Below are 20,494 nucleotides of genomic sequence, written 5' to 3'. Positions count from 1 at the left end.
CCCACCTGCCCCTCGCTCTCCTCGCCGCGCGACCGGCGCGACCGGCGCGAAAATTTAGGTCCGGAACGACTCCTTGACCCCTGAGATTCGGACAGTGTAGACATCCCGCCAGTGGATGTTTACGTAAACATTGCCCAGCGGAAATCAGTAGAAAACAGCCGAAGCCGTACGAGAAGGCGCCACCCCGCACCAGAGCCCTGGAGTACTCGAGATGGCACACCGCACCCGTAAGAGAAGGCTCCTCGGCGCCATCGGCGTCACCGCCCTGGCGACCGGAACCGTCCTGGCCACGACCACCCTGCCCGCCGCGCACGCCGAGACGGCGTCTCAGACCGCCGCGGCCGGGGTCACCGTCCGGCCCGACCCCTCCTACTCGGGGGAGAAGTTCGAGGGCTGGGGCACCAGCCTGGTCTGGTTCGCCAACGCCACCGGCGACTACCCGCCCGCGATACGCGAGAAGCTCTACAAGCTCCTCTTCGGCGACGAGGGCCTCGCGCTGAACATCGCCCGCTACAACATCGGCGGCGGCAACGCCCCGGACGTCAAGGACTACCTGCGGGCCGGCGGGGCCGTCGAGGGCTGGTGGAAGGCGCCGGCGGGCACGACCCGCGAGGACGTCGACTGGTGGGACGCCGAGGACTCCGGCGACTGGAACAGGAACGCCGACAAGACGCAGCGCTGGTGGGTCGACCGCATCAAGAAGGACATCACCCACTGGGAGACCTTCAGCAATTCCCCGCCCTGGTTCATGACCGAGAGCGGCTACGTCTCCGGCAACTTCGACGCGGGCAAGGACCAGCTCAAGCAGGAGTCCGTGGAGGACTTCGCCAAGTACCTGGTGGGCGCGACCGAGCGGCTGGAGAAGGCGCACGGCATCAAGGTCGACACGCTCGACGCGTTCAACGAGCCGAACACCGACTACTGGGGCACCAAGCTCGGCCCGGACGGCGAGCCGACCGGCGGACGCCAGGAGGGCGCCCACATAGGCCCCGAGATGCAGCAGAAGGTGCTGCGGGCGCTGGGTCCGGTGCTGAAGAAGTCCAAGTCGGACGCGAAGATCTCCGCGATGGACGAGACCAACCCGGGCACCTTCGCCACCAACTGGAACTCCTACCCCCAGGAGGTGCGCGACCTCGTCGACCAGATGAACGTGCACACCTACGGCACCGGGCAGCGTACGACCGTCCGCGACCTGGCCAAGGCCGCCGACAAGCCGCTGTGGATGAGCGAGGTCGAGGGCGACTGGGGCGACGGCCAGAGCTTCACGGACATGCGGCCCGGGCTGGGTCTCGCCCAGCGCATCGTCGACGACCTGCGCGAACTGGAGCCCAAGGCCTGGGTGTTCTGGCAGCCCGTCGAGGACTACGACAACATGAAGCCGGGCGGCGAGTCCGCGAAGGGCGGCAACTGGGGCGAGATCCAGCTCCCGTTCAGCTGCACCTCGAAGGACACGCTGGAGTCCTGCCCGGTCTACACGAACACCAAGTTCGACACGGCCCGCAACTTCACGCACTACATCAAGCCCGGCGACCGGCTGATCAAGACGAACGACACGTCCAGCACGGCGGCGGTCTCCCGCAAGGGCGACGCGGCGACGGTCGTCCACGTCAACAGCACGGCCGAGGCCCGTGAGGTCACCCTCGACCTGTCCAAGTTCGGCCGGGTCTCCTCCCGCGCCACCGTCACGCCCGTGGTGACCAGCGCCGACGGCAAGCTCGACAAGCAGCAGGCCGTCCGCGTCTCCGGCAAGCAGGCCACGCTCACCGTGCCCGCCCAGTCCGTGACGTCCTTCCTCGTCAAGGGCGTCTCCGGCACGGCCGAGGACGCGGCGGAGCTCCGCAAGGGCCACACCTACCGCCTGACCGGCGCCCAGAGCGGCAAGGACCTCACCATCGCCGACAACGGCACGGGCCTGGTCATCCGGAGCGCGAACGCCTCCGACCCGAGCGGTCAGCAGTGGAAGGTGGAGCAGATCCGCGGGAGCGACAACCGCAAGCGGTACGTCCTCACCGAGACGAGCGAGGACAAGCGCCTGGCCGTCCGCGACGGCGCCCTGGTGGCCGAGCCGGACGAGGGCCGCCGTGACGAGGCCACCGAGTGGATCATGTCCACCACCGGCGACGGCACGTGGACCCTCGTCAACGCCGCCACGGGTCAACTCCCGGACGTCTCCGGCCAGTCCACCAACGACGGCGCGTCCGTCGGTGTGTGGCAGCCGAACTCCGGGTCCAACCAGCGCTGGAAGCTGACGGATGTGACGACCGACTAGCCCCGCCTCGCACATCCGCCCCCGACGCCCCCGCTCGCCGCCACCGCCCTGGTGGCCGGGTCGGGGGCGTCGTGCTGTGCGACCGCCGGCCTCGAAGCCCCGCGGTTGGTCCGGTTGTCGCCTTCTCCTCTCTAAGGCGAGGGTCACCGGTCCGAGTTGGGCTTGAGGCCGGATCAGGCGCCCTCCTGTGGTCGGCGGCCGGGGGAACTACCGTGGTGGGCAAGGGACAGGCCGTCACGCCATGGGTGCGGCGACGCCACCTGAACGGGGAGCAACGGGGAGCAGGCAATGAGCAAGCGCAGCACTCTCGGCGGCAGTGCGCACGCCGACCGGGTCTTCCGGGTCCAGCGGGCCTTCACCGAGGTGGAAGGCCAGATGCACGGGCCCGGTGAGTTGGCCGAGGCAACAGGGCTGGACGACTCGACCGTGCACCGGATCCTCCAGTCCGGTGTGTACGACGGAATTTTCGCCCGGGAGGGGCATGGTCTGTACCGCCTGGGGGCGGGGGCCGCGCGGCTGGGGCTGAAATCCCTCGCCCACGCGCCCAACGCCCGTGTCGCGCACGCCGTTTTGGAGGATCTGCACACGGCGACCGACGGCGGACTGGCGTTCCTCTTCGCCCTGGCGCCCTTCGGGGGTGCCGGGAAACAGTGCCTGGACATGGCTGTCGGCGCGTCGGACCTGTCCGAGCTCGGCGTCTCCCCCCGGGCGCTGGTGGAGCTGTGCCGGTCGCTGCGGACGGGGGCGGCGGGGCGGGCCATCCTCGCGTTCCTGCCGAAGGTGATCCAGGACGGTGTGCTGGCCGAGCCCGTGCCCGACGGCGCCGGGCCGGGGGCGTTCCGCGACGACGCACGGCTGCTCGCCTCCCTGGAATCCGTCCGCAAGGAAGGGCTCGCGCTCGACGTCGAGGAGTGGGCGGAGGGCTGGGTCGGCTGCGCGGCGCCCGTGCGCTGGGACGGGCTGATCATGGGGTCCGTGGCGGTGCTGAAGCCCGGTCACGACATATCGGCCTGCTCGGTGTCCACGGTGCGGGCGGTACGGCGGGCCGCGTCCTGCTTCACCCCCGGCGACGATGATCACGGCCCGTGGTCCGAGGAGGCCCCGGGGTCGTACTGAGCGCTGCCGAAGGATGCCGAAGCCCCCCGCCGGGAACGGCCGGGGGGCTTCGGCGCGCACGCGCCGGCCGCCGCCCTCTACGGCAATTCCGGGTCCGGCCGGTTACCAGCGAGTTACCGTCGAGTTCGCGATGAGTTCGCGGTTAATTGAAAGTGCCCGCGCGGAGCAGTCGCATTCACCGGATCTCCCGCTTCTCGCGAGACGGGATTCCTGGAATCCTGGATATCCCGCCCTGCGGGAGAGTCCCGATTTCGCTTGACATGCGGTACGGCGGCCCTCGAATAATCGAAGGGAAAGGGGGAGCCTCAAAGGAGAGGAGCCCGCCTCCCACAGACGGAGAGAGACCCGAGGATGACGGTCCGATCCGCGGCTCCGGTCGAGAGCCCCGCCCCGGCATCAGGCTTAGCAAGCCACGCCGACACCCCCACCGACAACCCCTCCGCCCCGCGCGACAGCGTCGCCCTCCTGCACGCCACCCGGCGCGAAGCGGAGCAAGGGCCGAGCGAGCGCGCCACCGAACAACAGCACGCCCGCGGCAAACTGACCGCGCGGGAACGGCTTGACCTGCTCTTCGACGACGGCTCCTTCCACGAGGTGGAGCGGCTGCGGCGGCACCGGGCCACCGGCTTCGGACTGGAGCACCGCAGGCCCCACACCGACGGCGTCGTCACCGGCTGGGGCACCGTGCACGGCCGCACCGTCTTCGCCTACGCCCATGACTTCCGCATCTTCGGCGGGTCCCTGGGCGAGGCGCACGCCGCCAAGATCCACAAAATCATGGACATGGCCCTTTCGGCGGGAGCACCCCTGGTCTCCCTCAACGACGGCGCGGGCGCCCGTATCCAGGAGGGAGTATCCGCGCTCGCCGGATACGGGGGCATATTCCAGCGCAATACCAAAGCGTCCGGGGTGATACCGCAGATCGCAGTGATGCTCGGCCCGTGCGCGGGCGGGGCCGCCTATTCTCCGGCTCTCAACGACTTCGTCTTCATGGTGCGCGGCACCTCCCAGATGTTCATCACCGGTCCCGATGTGGTGCAGTCGGTGACGGGCGAGGAGATCTCCCACGAGGGACTGGGCGGCGCCGATGTCCACGGCGCGGTGTCCGGCGTCGCCGGCTTCGTCCACGACGACGAGACCGAGTGTCTGGAGGAGGTCCGCCACCTGCTCTCCCTGCTGCCGTCCAACAACCGCGAGACGCCGCCGTCCTACGACTGCGCCGACCCCGCCGGACGCGCCGGCGAGGCGCTCGCCGACCTGGTGCCGGCCGACGGCAACCGCCCCTACGACATGCGCGCGGTGATCGAGGAGGTGGTCGACGAGGGCGACTGGCTGGAGACGCACGCGGGCTGGGCGACCAGCGTGCTGTGCGGACTGGCCCGGCTGGACGGGCAGACCGTCGGCGTCGTCGCCAGCCAGCCGACCAGCCTCGCGGGCGTGCTGGACATCCACGCCTCCGAGAAGGCCGCCCGCTTCATCTCCGTCTGCGACGCCTTCAGCATCCCCCTGGTCACCCTGGTCGACGTGCCGGGATTCCTGCCGGGGGTCGACCAGGAGCACGGCGGCATCATCCGGCACGGCGCCAAGCTGCTGTACGCGTACTGCAACGCCACCGTGCCGAGGGTCTCGGTGGTGCTGCGCAAGGCGTACGGGGGCGCGTACATCGTCATGGACTCCCGGTCCATCGGCGCCGACGCCGCCTACGCCTGGCCCACCAACGAGATCGCGGTGATGGGCGCGGAGGGCGCCGCGGGCGTCGTCTTCCGGCGGGAGATCGCCGCGTCCGACGATCCTGAGGCGACCCGCGAGCGGCTCGTCAAGGAGTACAAGGCCGAGCTGATGCATCCCTACCACGCCGCCGAGCGGGGCCTCGTCGACGATGTCATCGACCCGGCGGAGACCCGCGCCACGCTGATCGAGACGCTGCGCGCGCTGCGGGCCAAACACGCCGACCTGCCGTCCCGCAAGCACGGCAACCCACCCACCTGACCAGCCGCCCGGGGACGATGTACGCCGCGACCGGCAGGGGAGCCGAGCGCATGAATCACCTACTCAACCCGATCGACGAGGTCTTCCTCGCCATGGGATCCAGGGGATCCCGAGGCTCCGTGGCGCGGGAAGCCGGCCTGACCCACGGGCAGTTCCTCCGGTTCCGGGGGAGCCCGCCGCCCCTGAGCGACCTGTACGACCTCCTGAAGCAGCGGTTGCCCGCGCTCCCGGGACTGACCCACCGCGTGACAACGGGCCCCGGACGCCCCCGGCGCGAGCCGGACCCGGGCTTCGATCCGGCGGCGCATCTGCGCGAGGAGGAGTTCCCGCCGGGGACGCCCCTCGACACCGTCCTGACCGCCCTGGCCCGTGAGCCGCTGCCGGACGGCGCCCCGCTGTGGTCGATGCACCTCGTGCACGGCTGGGCCGACGACGAGTTCGCGGTCTGCTTCCGGGTCCACCACGGCGCCGAGGACGGCATGGGCGCCTCCCATATCGTCTCCTCGCTGTTCGGCGACCCCGGCCTGGAGGACGGCAAACGGCGTTCGTCGGGTGTGCGGCCGCTCGTCAGCGGTTCCGCCGGCGAACTGGCCCGGGGCACGGTGAGCGTGGGCACCGGACTCGCCCGCGCCCTGCTGCCCGCCCAGCCCTGGCCGAGGGTGCCAAGGCCCCGCGCCGAACGCCTCGGCGTGGCCGCGGCCGGTGCGACCTGGAACGAACTGCGAGAGCTGAGCCACCGGTTCGGCGCCACCCTCAACGACGCGTTCCTGATGACCCTGTGGAAGGCCGTCGACGACTGGGCGGCCGACGGCGACGAGGAGATCCGGGCGCGCTTTCGCACGGCACCGGTTCCGGTCCGGATGCCGCTCAGCACCCGGTTACCCGGCGAGGACGCCCTCGTCGGCAACCACCTCACCACCGCGGTCGTCAACCTGCCCGAGAGGGGCACGCCGTTCGACGTCGCCTTCGGGCAACTCGCCGAGCGGACCCGGCGGATGCGCGCCCACGGCCTGCGGCCGGCCAGCAGAGTGCTGGTCGGGATCCTGCCCGCGCCGGTGACCCGGTGGACGGTACGGCGGCTGCTCAGCCCGCACGCCTCACCGCTGTACGCCTCCAACTTCAGCCTGCCCACGGCGCTGTCTTTCGGCGGCGCCCCCGCCGTCGACGCGACCCCGATCGGCGTCCTGCTGCCGGGCAACGCCCTGTCCGTGACGCTGCTCTCCTACGGGCAGCGGGTCCGGGTCGGCTTCCTGTACGACCGCGCCCTGCCCGACGCGCGGCGGCTGGCCGGCCTGTGGCGCGAGGCGCTGGACACCCTGTCCGTCTCCGCCTGACCCGGCCCCCCATCCCCCGAAATTCACTCCCGTACCTCCGACGAAGGATCTCCTGTGCTCGGTTGGCCCCCTTCCCGTGGAAACGCAGTGTCGACGCTGATCGTGAGCGCCCTCGCGGTGTTCATGGCCGCGTTGGACAACCTCGTGGTGATCACCGCGCTGCCCGCCATCCAGAAGTCCCTGGGAACCGATCTCCAGGAACTGGAATGGACGGTGAACGCCTACACCCTGTCCTTCGCCGTCTTCCTGATGGGCGGCTCCGCCGCGGGCGACCGCTTCGGACGCCGGCGGATGTTCCTGATCGGCCTCACGGTGTTCACGGCCGCGTCGGCGGGCTGTGCGCTGGCCGGCTCGCCCGGGGAACTGATCGCCGCCCGGGCCGTGCAGGGCTTCGGCGCGGCCATCGTCATGCCGCTGACCCTGACGCTGCTGACCGAGGCGGTCTCCGAGCGGCGGCGCGGCATCGCCCTCGGAGTGTGGGGCGCGCTCAGCGGACTGGCCGTGGCGCTCGGCCCGCTGATCGGCGGGGCCGTCGTGGAGAAGATCTCCTGGGAGTGGATCTTCTGGGTCAATGTGCCGATCGGCGCCGCCGTGCTGCTGCTCGGCGTGTGGCAGCTGGCCGAGAGCAAGCAGGCCGGAGCCCGGCTCGACATCGTCGGCACCGTCCTGGTCAGCCTCGGCATGCTCGGTGTGGTCTTCGCGCTGGTGAGCACCACCAACGACGGCTGGACCAGCGGCAAGGTGCTCGGCTCCCTGATCGCCGGGCTCGTGCTGCTCGTGGCGTTCGTGCTGTGGGAACTGCGCGCCCGGACGCCGATGCTGCCGATGCGGCTGTTCGCCAACCGGGCCTTCAGCGCCGTCAACGTCACCAGCATGCTGATGTTCGCGGCCATGTTCGGACTGGTCTTCCTGCTCACCCAGTTCATGCAGAACATCCAGGGCTTCTCGCCGCTGGAGGCGGGTGTGCGGATGCTCGCGTGGACGGCGATGCCCGTGGTGATCGCCCCGCTCGCGTCCTTCCTGACCGCCTGGATCGGCAACCGGCTCGTAGTGGCGCTGGGGCTGCTGGCCGAGGCCGTCGCGCTCGGCTGGCTCGCCTCGGTGACCGAGGTGCACACCGAGTACACCGACCAGGTGCCCGGCCTGGTGCTGGGCGGCATCGGGCTCGGACTGTTCTTCGCTCCGACCGCCGAGATGGCGATGAACGTCGTCAAGCCGCGCGAGCAGGGCATCGCCTCCGGCGCCAACAACACCTTCCGCGAACTCGGCGGTGTCCTCGGCGTCGCGGTCCTCACCTCGATCTTCACCTCCTACGGCGGCTACGGCACCCCGCAGCAGTTCGTCGACGGGCTGGTGCCCGCCACCTGGGCCGGGGCCGGATTCGCCGCGCTCGGCGTGCTGGCGATGCTCACCGCGCCGCGCCGCTCCAAGCAGAACCGGACCGTCGAGGCGGCCCGGGGCTCCTCCCGCCGCGAAACCGACGCGAGCGCGTCCTCCGAGACCGGCGCGCCCTCCGACGCCGGCGCGTCACCCGAGGCCGGCGGATCGGCCGAGCGGGAGAAGAGCGGGGCCGGCAGCGCCGCGCGGCGGCGATGACGTACGAGCGAATCGGCCGATCCGGGCGATTCGGACGACACGGCGACTGGGGGACCTGAGATGTACGACGTCATCGTGGTCGGGGCACGCATCAGCGGTGCCGCCACGGCCATGCTCCTGTCGAGGGCCGGACACAAGGTCCTCCTCCTCGACCGCGCCGTCTTCCCCGGCGGGAAGGCCGCCGCGACCAACCTGGTGCACCCGCCCGGCATCCTCCGGCTCAAGCGCTGGGGGCTCCTGGACCAGCTGAAGGCCACGGGCTGCCCGCCGATCCGCGAGTACGGCCTGCAGAGCGGCCGGGCCCGGCTGATGGCCCCGCTGCCCGCGGCCGACGAGGTCGACGAGGCGTACTCCCCGGACCGGGCCGCCCTGGACCGGATCCTGCTGGACGCCGCGATCGCGTCCGGCGCGGAGTTCCGCGAGGGCTTCTCCGTGCGGGACCTGTGCACCGACGAGGCCGGCACCGTCACCGGCGTCCGGGGACAGACCGAGGACGGCACCGCGGTGACCGAGCACGCCCGGCTCGTGGTGGGCGGCGACGGCTCCAACTCCACCGTCGCCCGCCTGACCGGCGCCGAGAAGTACGGCGCCCGGCCCGTCCTCAACAAGAGCCACTGGGCGTACTGGGAGGGCCTGCCGCACGACGGCCGGGTCCGCACCCACCGGCACGCCCGCAAGCACACCTTCACCTGGCCCACCCACGACGGCCTGACGATCGTCGGAGTCGCCCAGCCCACCGGGGACTTCAAGGCCGGTGCCCAGGAGGAACGCGACCGGACGGTCATCGACGCCTTCGAGGCCGTCGACCCCGAGTGGGCCGCCGCCCTGCGCGACACCCGCCGCACCGGCCGCTGGATGACCGGATCCGTGCCCAACTTCCTGCGCCGCTCCCACGGCCCCGGCTGGGCCCTGGTCGGCGACGCCGGCTACACCCGCGACCCCATCACCGCCGCCGGCATCAGCGACAGCCTGCGCAGCGCCGAACTCCTGGCGGACGCCGTCGACACCGCGTGGTCGCGGCAGGGCGGCGCCGGACTGCCCGAGGCGCTCGCCCGCTACGGCAGGCGGCGGGACGACCTGGTCAGGGGTCACTACCAATACACCTGCGACCACGCGGCCATCGCCGATCACAGCCCCGAGGAGGTCGAGTTCATCGAGGCGATGAGCCGCAGCGCCACACACGGCCGCGACATGGTCGGTGTCTTCGCCACCATCGTGGACCCCGCGCGGTTCTACTCCGCGGCCAACATGCACGCCCTGCTGGACCACGTGGCGCCCGGCCCGGACACCAGCTGGAAGGTGCGCATGGTGCGCTGGCTGGTGCGCGGAGCACCACGGCACATCCCCCCGGCCCGCCGGGCCGGCGACCGGCTGATCGCCGGGAACCTGGGCTCCATGGGCCAGTACCTCCTGGACAGCACCCGGCAGCGGCCGGCCGAGCCCGCGCCCGTATAGCGGGCCCGTAGCGGCCGACCGGCCACGACTTTCGACACATTCGCGAGAAAGGGAAGCTCCGCCATGCCCGAAAACACCTCCACCGCCTTCCTCCTGCCCGGCCAGGGCGGCTTCGACGGCGCCGCGCTGCGCCGGGCCGACGCCACCCACCCCCAGGTCCGGCGGGTCTTCGAACGCCTCGACGCCGAGACCGAGAAGCTGTTCTCCCGCCGCATCAGCGACCTCGTCCTCGCCCCGGGCGAGGCCGGTCTGCGCGACCTGCTCGCCCGCGACTCCTGGATGTCCCAGGTCGCCATCTACGGCGCCGGCCTCGCCGCCCACGAGATCCTCACCGACCATGGCGTCCGCCCGGACGTCCTCGCCGGACACAGCCTCGGCGAGATCACCGCCCTCGTCGCGGCGGGTGCCTTCTCGGTGGAGGACGGGGTGCGGATCGTCGCGCAGCGCGTCGCGGTCATCGAACGCCACGACGGGATCGACGGCCGCATGGTGGCCCTGTCCGCCGGGGCGGACCGGGTGCGGATGCTGCTGGGACTGCTGGACGAGCCGCTGCTGGCGGTCGCCACCGAGAACCACGACGAGCAGACCGTGGTCAGCGGACCCGACGCCGTCCTGGACCAGGTGACGGCCGTCGCGGCGCAGCTCGGCATCGGCGCGATCGAGATCGACGCGCCCTTCCCCTTCCACACCCCGGCCCTCGCCCCCGCAGCGCCCGAGTTCGAGGCGTACGTCCGCACGCTGGAGCAGCACCCGCTGCGCGGGCGCGTGTACTCGCCGATCCTCCAGCGTTTCTACGAGCCCGGCGAACCGCTCGCGGGCCGGCTCGCGGATCACTTCGTGCAGCCGGTGCGGTTCGCGGCGGCGGTGCGCCGGCTGCACGGCGACGGTGTCACCACGTTCGTCGAGGCGGGCGGACGCCCCGCGCTGTCCAAGCTGGTGACCCGGCTGACGCGCGGCTCGGACGTCCGCTCCCTGGCGACCCTCGCCCTCGATGACGGCGATCGGCTCGCCCTGGACACCACGCTCCGCGACCTGCGCGCGGCGGGCCTGGCCGACCCCGGCCCGGAGGGCTCGGGCCTCGCCGAACTGCTCGCCCCGTCCGTGCCGTCCGACCTCTTCGACGCGTACTGGAAGGCGCACGGGCACGAGGTCAGGGAGCGGATCCGGACGGATCTGCGGGCCTTCGGGGACAGGCAGGAGAAGCCGGAGCCGCAGCGGGAGCCGGAGCAGGCCGACAAGCCCGAGCCCGAGCCCGAGCGGGCCCCGGCCGCGGCGGCCTCCGCGCCCGCGAACGCCGCTCTCGACCGGGACGAGGTGTTCGCCGAGCTGCGGACCCTGTACGCGCAGGCGCTGGAGTACCCGGAGGAGGTCTTCGAGGCCGGGGTGCAGCTGGAGGCGGAACTCGGTGTCGACTCCGTCAAGCAGGTGGAGCTGCTGTCGCGGGTGTCGCAGCGCTACGGGCTGCCGCCGCGCGAGGCCGACTTCCGTCTGGACCCCTACAACACGCTCGACACCATCGCCGACTTCGTGATCGCGGAGCTGGACCGGCTCGCCGAGCCCCAGCCGGTCGGCTGAACCGGACCGGCGACGGTCCCGGTCACGCCTGACGCATCTCTGGAAGAAGGACACGGATTTCATGAGCGACCTCACCGGCAAGGTAGCGCTGGTAACCGGCGGGTCGAGGGGGATAGGCAAGGCCATCGCGCGGGATCTCGCCGCGCGCGGCGCCGACATCGTCCTCAACTACTTCCACTCGCACGACCAGGCCAAGCAGACCCGCGACGAGCTCGTCGCCGAAGGCGCCCGGGTCGACCTCGTACGGGCCTCGGTGGCCCGGCAGGAACAGGTCGACCGGATGTTCAAGGAGATCGACGAGCTGCACGGACGGCTCGACATCCTCGTCAACAACGCGGCGAACGGCGCCCTGCTGCCGCCGGACGAGGTCACCGAGACGCACCTGGACAAGGCGATCGAGACCAACTACAAGGGCGGGCTGCGCTGTGCCCGGGCCGCCGCGCCGCTCATGGCGCGTGGCGGCGGCGGCTCCATCGTCACCGTCTCCGCGCTCGGCGGCTCCCAGATGGTGATGGCCAACTACTCGGCGTGCGCCCCGGCGAAGGCCGCCGCGGAGGCCGCCTCCCGGTATCTCGCCGTGGAGCTGGCGCCGTCGGGCATCCGCGTCAACATCGCCTCCGCCGCCATGCTGAGCAGCGAGGTGGCGGACAAGTTCCCGGACGCCGGACCGATGCGGGAGGTCATCGAACGGGCCACGCCCTGGGGGCGGCTGGGCAGCCCCGAGGAGTTCGCCGCGCTCGTCTCCTTCCTGGCCTCCGACGACGCCCGCTGGATCACGGGGCAGGTCGTGCTGGCGGACGGCGGCCTCACACTGGGCGCGGCGCTGCTCTCGCCGCCGCGGCAACCCGAGAAGCAGCCGGTGGCGGAGTCCGGGGAATCCACTGAGTCCGGGGAATCCGCCGAGTTCGGGGAATCCGCCGAGTCCGGGGACGACGCCATCGCCGTCGTCGGCATGGGCATGGCCGTCGCCGGTGCCAATAGCCCCGACGATTTCTGGAAGCTGCGCACGACCGGGGACGAGCTGTTCGTCAAGGTCCCCCGGGACCGCTGGCGGCACGACAGCTTCCACTCGGCGGACCTGTCCGCCGAGGACAAGGCGTACGCCGAACAGTGCGTGTTCATCACGGACTTCGAGGCCGCCGACGGCGCCCTCGCGGGCATGCCCGGCGGCCCGGATGAGCAGGAACTGACCACCCAGTGGCTGCGCCACAGCCTCGTGCAGGCGCTCGACGGCGTCGGCCGCCGGGACGACGACCGGTGCTCCTTCGTGATCGGCTACACCCCGGACGGCAGCCAGCACCTGGAAGAGGCCGGCGTCCTGCAGAGCGCGACCCGCCTGACGCACGGCATCGTCGACGGCCTCGGCCTGCCCGACGAGGAGCGGGACAAGCTGCGCGACGGCATCGACCGCACCCTCGCCGAGCGATACCGGCGCGGCGCCGGCTCCCCGTCCCGCTTCCTGCCCCACCGGGTCGGCGAGGTGGCCATGGACGGTGTCCTGCCGGAGTCCACCGAGCTCCACATGGTCGACACCGCGTGCTCCTCGTCCCTGTACGCCGTCGACATCGCGGCCAAGGGCCTGCTCATGGGCAAGCAGGACATCGCCGTGTGCGGCGGGGCGTTCGCGCTGGCGCCGCGCGGCACGGTGCTGTTCTCCAAGCTCCAGGGCCTGTCGAAGCGGGGCACCGTGCACGCCCTCGACGAGAGCGCCGACGGCGTGATCTTCGCGGACGGTGCGGCCCTGGTCGTCCTCAAGCGGCTGAGCAGGGCCCGCCGGGACGGCGACCGGGTGCTCGGGGTGCTGCGGGCCTTCGGCTCCTCCTCCGACGGCAAGGGCAAGGCGATCTACGCCCCGAACGCCGCCGGGCAGGGCCTCGCCGTGCAGCGGGCCCTGGAGGGCGGCGAGGTCGACAGCGCCGACGTGCGGTGGATCAACGCGCACGCGACCGGTACGCCCGCCGGTGACCTGGAGGAGTTCACCACGCTGCGGGAGCACTTCGGCACCTCCACGCCGACGGCCGTCACCTCCAACAAGTCGCTGCTCGGCCACACCGGCTGGGCCGCGGGCGTCGTCTCGCTCATCGAGAACCTGAAGGGCCTGGAGCACGACACCATTCCGGGGCAGTACCGCCTCGACACGCCCCGGGCCGACTTCCGGCTGGACGACACCGGCCTGGAGGTCACCTCGCGGCCGAGGCCCTGGCCGGCCGACGGGGAGCGGCCCCGGCTGGCGGCGGTGTCCGGGTTCGGCTTCGGCGGTACGAACGCCCATCTCATCGTCTCCGAGGACCGCGCCGCCGAACCCGAACAGGTGCGGCCCCCCACGACCAAGGCACCGGCGGCCGACAGCCGGGTGGCCCTCGTGGGCTGGTCGGCGCATCTGCCCGGACTGGAGGGACGGGAGGACGTGACGCGCTGGCTGGAGGGCGGCGACGGGCCGCTCGACAGCTTCGGGGCGGACTATCCGGTACCGCCGTTCAACCGGGTCCGGCTCCCCCCGAAGACGATCCGCGCGCTGGACCGGTGCCAGCTGATGATCCTGGAGTGCGCGCACGAACTGCGCGACCGGATGCCGGACTTCTGGAGCGGACAGGCCGCGAAGACCGGGGTGTTCGTCGGGCACATGGGGCCGACGAGGGCGGCGATGCACTACGCCAACCGCTGCTACCTGGACGATGTCGGGGAGGCCCTCGCCGCCTCGCCCCCGGCCGGGTCCGCCGAGGTTCCGCGCGTGCTGGACCGGCTGCGCGAACAGGTGCGGTCGATGATCCCGGAGTCCAACGAGGACTCCTTCCCCGGCCAGATGCCCAACATCATCTCCGCCCGGGTCGCGAACTACTTCGACCTCAACGGCGCCAACATGACCGTGGACTCGGGCTTCGCCTCCGCCCTGTCGTCCCTCACCCTGGCGAGCCGCTATCTGCGCACCGGGGAACTGGACTTCGCCCTGGCCGGAGGTATCAACGGCAACAGCCTCCCCGAGTACCGCTCCCTCATCGGCGACCTGCTCCCGGACGACCGGGCGGAGCTCGCCGAGGGTGCCTTCCTGTTCGCCCTGACGACCGAGGAGCGGGCCCGGAGCGCGGGCTTGACCGTGCTCGCCTACGTCGACGAGACGGTCGACGAGACCGTGGAGGAGACGCCCGCGCGTGAACCCGTCCTGTGCGGCCCCGACGCGCCGGAGAACGCCCGCTACCTGGGCGCGTCCGGCGGCCTGGCCGTCCTGCGTGCCCTGCACGGACCGGCGGGCCGGGCGACCGTGTCCGGCGGCGGCGACGCCGGCAGGCCGGGAGCGAGCGTCCATCTGACGATCCCGGGCCCGACGGACGTCACCCCCGGCACCCCGTCCGCCCTCCTGCGCGCGCCCTTCCGCTCCACCACCCACACCGAGGCCGGCGACCCGCTGTGCGTGCGCCGCTTCGTGCCGGTGCTGGAGGAGACGCCCGCGAAGCCCGTGCGTGAGAAGGTGCCGTTCCTGCCGGACGGGGCCGTGGTCGTCACCGACGCCCCCGATCTGGTGGCCCGGGCCGCCGGTCCCAAGGCCCGGCTCACGGTGCTGTCCACCACGCCGCTCGACGACCGGGGCCGCCCCGGCTGGCACCACCTGCCCCGGGTCACTCCGGAAACGGTCCGCGAGGCACTCTCGACAAGCGCGGCCGGGCCGGTCACGCACCTGCGGGTGCTGAGCGACCTCGCCCGCGCCGTACCGCCGTACGCCGACGCCGCCCTCGCCTCGGACACCGCACTGCCCCTGACGGCCCTGCACGACGCCGTGTACCTGGCCGTCCAGCAGACCTACGACGATCTGGCCCGGCCCGGTGCCGATCTGACGATGCTGCTGCTCGGCGCCGTACGGGACGGCACCCCGCACCCCTGCTCGGGCCTGTTCACCGGCCTGCTGAAGAGCGCGGGCCTGGAGCTGGCCGAGGGCGGCAGCCTCGCGTTCCTCACCTCCGGGACGGACGTGACGGCGGCGGTCCACGGCGTCGAGGAGGAGAGCCGGGCCGAGCGGGACTTCCCCGTGGTCGTTCAGAGCGGCGGAGCACGCCTTGTCCCTCGGCTGCGCGAGGAACCGGTCGAGCTGGAGGAGGCGACGCCGGCCGCGCTGGACCGGGACTCCGTGATCGTGGTGGCCGGGGGGACCCGGGGCATCACCGCGGAGGTGGCCAAGTCCCTCGCCAGGGAGTTCGGCCCGCGCATCCACGTCCTCGGCAGCAACGACCTCGACGCCTACCCGGCGTCCGTCTTCGAGGGCACCGACGAGGAGTTCGCCGCCGGCCGGGCGAAGTACATCTCCGCCGAGCTCGGCAAGGGCGGCGGCCGTAGCGTCGCGAGCATCACCAAGGACTTCGACCGGATGCTCAACGCCCGCGAGTCCCGCGCGAATCTGCGCGAGATGGCGGAGCACAGCGGCACCGAGCGCGTCACCTACCGCGCCTGCGACATGCGCGACGGAGCCGAGGTCGAGAAGGCCCTCGGAGAGATCCTCCGGACGGAGGGACGGGTCGACCTGCTCGTCAACGCGGCCGGGCTCCAGCGTTCGGCGCTCATCAAGGACAAGGACTTCGCGGAGTTCACCGCCATCCGGGATCTGAAGGTGGCGTCGTACCGCAACCTGAAGTACGCGCTGCGCGACGCCCCGCCGCGGCTGTGGTGCAACTTCGGTTCGCTGCTGGGCTGGTTCGGGCAGCTCGGTGAGGCGGACTACGCCTCCGCCAACGACTTCCTGGGCACGGCGGCCGGCCATGCGACAGCCACCTCGGACCACCCGGAGGTCACCATCGGCTGGACGCTGTGGGCGGGTGTCGGCATGGGTGCCGGGGAGCTGACGAAGGCGTACTACGAACGGGCCGGCTCCTACAGCAGCATGCCGGTGCCCGAGGGCGTCCACCACTTCGTGCAGGAGCTGCACGCGCCCGTCCGGCGCCCCTCGGTCGTGCACCTCGGCGAAGCGGAGAAGGCCACGGTGGAGAAGTTCTACCCCGGCTATCTCGCGCAGGGTCCGGGGGAGCGGCCCGGGGAGCCCGGGGGGTTCTTCCTGCGGCGCGAGGTGTCCTCGGACGGCCGGTCGGCGGAGTTCGAGTGCCCCTTCGACCTGCGCACGGACGGCTATCTGGAACACCACACCGTGCGCGGCGAACCCACGCTGCCCGGCACGTTCGTGACCGAGCTGGCGGCCGAGGCGGCCCGTCGCCTCGTGCCGGGCCGGCGGGTGGTGGGCTTCGAGGACGTGACGTTCGAGCACTTCCTGCGGGTGTACCGCGACGTCCCCACGGCACCGAAGCGCATCACGGCCGAGGTCGTCGAGGACGAGGGGGACGAGGGGGGCGAGACCACGGTCGTCCAGGTCCGGGTCCTGGAGGACGTGGTGGCGCCCAGTGGCGTCGTACTCGTCAAGGACAGGCCGCACTTCACGGCCCGCGTGCTCCTGGCGGACGCGTATCCGCACGCCCCGCGCTGGGACGCCTGGGACCACGCGGACGACACTCCCGTCCCCGACCCGTACCACCAGCCCGGCTCCCCGGTCCGGCTGAGCGGACCGTTCGTCTCGACGAGCGGCACCGCCGTCCACCCCCTGGGCAAGAGGGCCCGCTACGACCTCTCCCTCCCCTCGGACGAACCGCACTGGCAGGGGTTCTCCGTGCCGTGCGTCCTGCTGGACGGACTGGCCCGGGTCGGGGTGCTGGACCTGCCGGACGACCGCCGGATGCCGGTCGCCGCGCCCCTGTCGATCCGCCGTATCGACCTCTACGAGGAGGCGAACGACCACACCCTGTCCACTGGCCCCGACCCCATCGGCCTGTATGCCACACCTCCCGGGTTCGGCCTGGCCGCCGAGCGGGTCGAGAACCGGTTCGTCGCGGCCCGGCCGGACGGCCGGATGGTCCTGCAGATGAAAGACCTGCGCGCGGCCCTGATCGGCCACGTCGACGCCGACCCGGCATGACCGGCCCGACCAGGAAGGAACACCCACCCATGCAGACGTCCCCGCCCGGGGCGGAGCCCCAGCCGACAACCCGGATGGTGTGGCGCCCGGCCACCCTGCCACCCCTCACCGGAGTCGCACCCGGCCTGTCAGGCATGCGGGTCCTCCTCCTCGCCTGCGACGACCCGACCGCCGACCGAGTCGCCCACGAACTGACGTCACACGGCGCCCACGTACACCGCCACACCCCCACCACCGGCCCGCCCGTACCGGCCCCGGGCGCACCCGTACAGCCTCCCGGCGGGCCCGATCCGGGCCCCCGCGCGCCCGCACGGGCTTCCGGCGCGCCGGGACCGGCCCCCGGTGCATCCGCGCAGGCCGCCGGCGCATCCGCGCAGGCCTCCGGCGCGCCCGGTCCCGGCCTCGGCCGGCCCGCGCCGGCCCCCGGCGCACCGGATCCGGGCCTCGGCCCGTCGGCGCCGGTCCCGGGCGCACAGGGTCCCGGTGCGCCAGAACCGGCCCCGGGCGTGCCAGAACCGGCCTCCGGCGCATCCGCACAGGCCCCCGGCGGTGACGGGCCCGTGGACGCGATCGTCGATCTCACGGTGACCGGCGTGTCGCATGGGCACAGTGCGGCCGATCTCGCCGAGGCCTGGCGCGAGCCCTTGTTGCGGACCGTCGGCGCGTTGCGGGGGCAGTACGACGACTGGTCGGGCGAGACCTCGGCCCGGCGGCTGTTCTATCTGGCCGTCACCTGTCTCGGGGGCGGTATGGGCCACCACCCCGACGACGACCTGGCGCAGCCGCTGGGCGGCATCTGGGCGGGCCTGGCCAAGACGCTGCACCGGGAGTTCCCCAACTGCAATGCCCGGGTCGTCGACGTCGGGCCGTCCTCCGTCGACGATCTGCCCGGCATCGTCGCGAGCGAGCTGGGACGGCCGGGGGAGATCGAGGTCGGCCACCGCGAGGGCCGGCGGCTGACCCTGTCGCCCGCCGCCCGGCCCGTCGGCCCGTCCGTGCTGGACCTGGGCGAGGGCGACTGCGTCCTGATCTCGGGCGGCGGCCGGGGCATCGGCTGGGAACTGGCCCGTACGCTCGCCGAACGGCACGGCACGCGGGTCCTGGTGACCGGCCGGGAGCCGTTCCCCTCCGAGGGCGAACCCTGGTTCGGCGTGGACGAGGCGGAGCTGAAGGAGTACGAGAAGCAGCTGTGGTCGGGCAGCGGCCGGGGCCGCCCGCTGCCCGAGATCCGCCGCGACATCGCCCGCACCCGCCGCCTGTGGGAACTCGCCCGCAACGTCACCGCCGCACAGAAGCGCGGACTGCGCATCGAGTACGTGCGCTGCGACTTCACCGACCCGGAGCAGGTTCGGGACCTGGTGCGGCGGGAGGGCGACGCCCTCACCGGCGTCGTGCACAACGCGGGCGTGGACCACGCGGCCCGGCTGCCCAAGAAGTCCGACGACGACATCCTGCGGACGGTGGGGACGAAGATCGGCAGTTTCCTCCACCTCTTCGGCGAACTCGAGGGCAGCAGGCTCAAGTTCTTCTGCAACGTGGGCTCGCTCACCGGGCGCCTGGGCGGCATGGTCGGCCAGCTGGAGTACGCCGCGGCGAACGAGGGCCTGGCCCGGCTCGGCCGGTGGGCGGAGCGCCGCGCCGACTTCCCGGTGATGACGCTCGCCTGGCCGACCTGGGACCGCATCGGCCTCATCGCCAACTTCGAGGCGACCCGCCGCTACATGGCCCCGCTCGGCGTGGCCGACGGACTCGCCAAGTGGCAGGACGAACTGCTGGCCGGCTCCACCGGTGAGATCACCTTCGTCGGGCCGCTCGGAGACGCGATCGACCCCGGGCAGGCCACCGGCTACCCGGTCGTGCCCGACCTGCCGGGACACGCCGAGGTGTATCCGAAGATCCACCACCTCGGGGAGGTGACCTCCTACGAGCCGCACACCCGCCTGGTGTCGCGGGTCCGGTTCGACCGGGACACCACACCGGTCCTGACGGACTTCCTGGTGGACGGCGCGGAGGCGGTCCCGGTGAGCCTGCTCCTGGAGAACGCGCTGCGGGGCGCGGAGTGGATCGTGCCCCCGGACTTCCCGGAGCTGGAGGCCGAGTGTCTGGAGGACATCGTCGTCCCCCTCGACCTGCTGAAGCTCCACGGCCCGGCGACGGTCCTGGAGCGTGAGGTCCGGGGCGGCTACGAAGGGCGTTCCTGGACCGTGGAGGTCCGCTTCCGGCGGCCGGGCGAACCCAAAGCCCCGGACGCCGAGGCGAGGGTCCGCCTCCGTTACGCGCCCGGGCCCGGGGAGACCCGCTCGCCCGCCCCGCCGCGCAGCGGCATCACCCCGATGACGACCTGGCGTTCGGGGCCCGCGCGGTTGCGCTGGCGGTCCTCGGTGGTGCCCCGCGCGCGCTGGACCAGGGGCGAGCGTGGCCGCTGGGAGGGCCGGGTACGCCCCTGCGCGCCCGGCGACCTGTGGGCGACACCCGCCGCCCCGCGCACCGCCCTCGCGGTGTCCGCGCTGGAGAACGTGGTGCGGCTGTGCGCGCGGCAGGGGCCGGGGCTCTCGGTCGCGGTGGACCCGCTGACCGTCGGCCGCGTCACCCCGCACGACCCCGAGGACGGCGACTCCCTCATCGAGGGGGACCCCGTCCTCGGCACCTGGAAAGTGAAGAACGCCTCGACCGGCGCCCGTGTCATGACGCTGACCGGATTCGAGGGCCCGGTCCCGGCCGGCTGAATTCCCGCAGAAAAGGAGCGCGAGAAAATGTCCGACACCCTGAAGAACAAGGCCGTTCTGGAGCGCTACTACGAGGAGTGCCTCAACAAGGGGAACCTCGACGTCATCTACGAGGGCGCGGCCCCCGACCACATCAGTCACGGCACCGCCCCGAACAGCGAGGAGGGCGTGGAGCACCTGAAGGAATGGGTGCGGATCCAGCGCGCTTCCTTCCCCGATCTGCATGTCACGGTGGACGACTGGATCCTGGAGGGCGACAAGGTCGTCAGCCGGTTCACCGCGCGGGGAACCCATACCGGGGAGCCGTACGAGGGGATTCCGGCACAGGGGCGTGAATTCGCCGTTCCGGGAATCGTCATCGACGCGTTCCGGGACGGGCTTCCAGGACTCGCCCCGCCGGGCCCACTCGGTCGCCGCCCAGGGCGGCATCAACGCGGCCAAGAACTACCGCAACGACGGCGACTCCGTGCACCGCCTCTTCTACGAC

At 72.3% G+C, this 20,494-nt stretch carries 9 protein-coding genes and 1 pseudogene; all 10 read left to right on the top strand.

The window, feature by feature from the left end; translation table 11 throughout:
* The first annotated feature begins 211 nt into the window (after positions 1-211).
* Positions 212-2,269: a glycoside hydrolase gene (locus ACWIF2_RS21800; protein ID WP_454362289.1), complete on the top strand. Its 2,058-nt coding sequence runs from the start codon at positions 212-214 to the stop codon at positions 2,267-2,269.
* A 288-nt stretch (positions 2,270-2,557) separates the two neighbouring features.
* Positions 2,558-3,385 (top strand): IclR family transcriptional regulator, encoded by an 828-nt coding sequence (locus ACWIF2_RS21795; RefSeq protein WP_454362288.1) that lies wholly within the window; start codon positions 2,558-2,560, stop codon positions 3,383-3,385.
* 351 nt (positions 3,386-3,736) lie between these two features.
* Positions 3,737-5,374 carry an acyl-CoA carboxylase subunit beta gene (locus ACWIF2_RS21790; protein ID WP_454362287.1) on the top strand — a complete coding sequence of 546 codons (1,638 nt, stop codon included), beginning with the start codon at positions 3,737-3,739 and terminating at the stop codon, positions 5,372-5,374.
* Positions 5,375-5,424: 50 nt separating this feature from the next.
* A complete protein-coding gene (locus ACWIF2_RS21785; RefSeq protein WP_454362286.1) occupies positions 5,425-6,708 on the top strand; it encodes a wax ester/triacylglycerol synthase domain-containing protein in 1,284 nt (427 codons plus the stop codon).
* A gap of 123 nt (positions 6,709-6,831) precedes the next feature.
* Positions 6,832-8,304: an MFS transporter gene (locus ACWIF2_RS21780; protein ID WP_454362320.1), complete on the top strand. Its 1,473-nt coding sequence runs from the start codon at positions 6,832-6,834 to the stop codon at positions 8,302-8,304.
* A gap of 60 nt (positions 8,305-8,364) precedes the next feature.
* On the top strand, positions 8,365-9,759 hold the full coding sequence (locus ACWIF2_RS21775; RefSeq protein ID WP_454362285.1) for an NAD(P)/FAD-dependent oxidoreductase: 1,395 nt from the start codon (positions 8,365-8,367) through the stop codon (positions 9,757-9,759).
* 63 nt (positions 9,760-9,822) lie between these two features.
* Entirely contained in the window at positions 9,823-11,334 is a 1,512-nt protein-coding gene (locus ACWIF2_RS21770) for an acyltransferase domain-containing protein (protein WP_454362284.1), read from the top strand.
* 61 nt (positions 11,335-11,395) lie between these two features.
* On the top strand, positions 11,396-17,281 hold the full coding sequence (locus tag ACWIF2_RS21765) for an SDR family oxidoreductase (RefSeq protein WP_454362283.1): 5,886 nt from the start codon (positions 11,396-11,398) through the stop codon (positions 17,279-17,281).
* Between the two features lie 560 nt (positions 17,282-17,841).
* Positions 17,842-20,007 carry a KR domain-containing protein gene (locus ACWIF2_RS21760; RefSeq protein WP_454362282.1) on the top strand — a complete coding sequence of 722 codons (2,166 nt, stop codon included), beginning with the start codon at positions 17,842-17,844 and terminating at the stop codon, positions 20,005-20,007.
* Positions 20,008-20,034: 27 nt separating this feature from the next.
* Positions 20,035-20,325: pseudogene (locus tag ACWIF2_RS21755) on the top strand (ester cyclase); the annotation flags it as partial.
* Positions 20,326-20,494: the final 169 nt, after the last annotated feature.

The organism is Streptomyces sp. NPDC055506, from assembly GCF_053643595.1.
Note: the sequence above shows the minus strand (reverse complement) of the source record. Positions and strands in the feature narration are given on the sequence as shown.

Bases quoted from the DNA above. Each gene is read 5' to 3' on its own strand.
- ACWIF2_RS21800 (WP_454362289.1), top strand. From the start codon at position 212: ATGGCACACCGCACCCGTAAGAGAAGGCTCCTCGGCGCCATCGGCGTC.
- ACWIF2_RS21795 (WP_454362288.1), top strand. From the start codon at position 2,558: ATGAGCAAGCGCAGCACTCTCGGCGGCAGTGCGCACGCCGACCGGGTC.
- ACWIF2_RS21790 (WP_454362287.1), top strand. From the start codon at position 3,737: ATGACGGTCCGATCCGCGGCTCCGGTCGAGAGCCCCGCCCCGGCATCA.
- ACWIF2_RS21785 (WP_454362286.1), top strand. From the start codon at position 5,425: ATGAATCACCTACTCAACCCGATCGACGAGGTCTTCCTCGCCATGGGA.
- ACWIF2_RS21780 (WP_454362320.1), top strand. From the start codon at position 6,832: ATGGCCGCGTTGGACAACCTCGTGGTGATCACCGCGCTGCCCGCCATC.
- ACWIF2_RS21775 (WP_454362285.1), top strand. From the start codon at position 8,365: ATGTACGACGTCATCGTGGTCGGGGCACGCATCAGCGGTGCCGCCACG.
- ACWIF2_RS21770 (WP_454362284.1), top strand. From the start codon at position 9,823: ATGCCCGAAAACACCTCCACCGCCTTCCTCCTGCCCGGCCAGGGCGGC.
- ACWIF2_RS21765 (WP_454362283.1), top strand. From the start codon at position 11,396: ATGAGCGACCTCACCGGCAAGGTAGCGCTGGTAACCGGCGGGTCGAGG.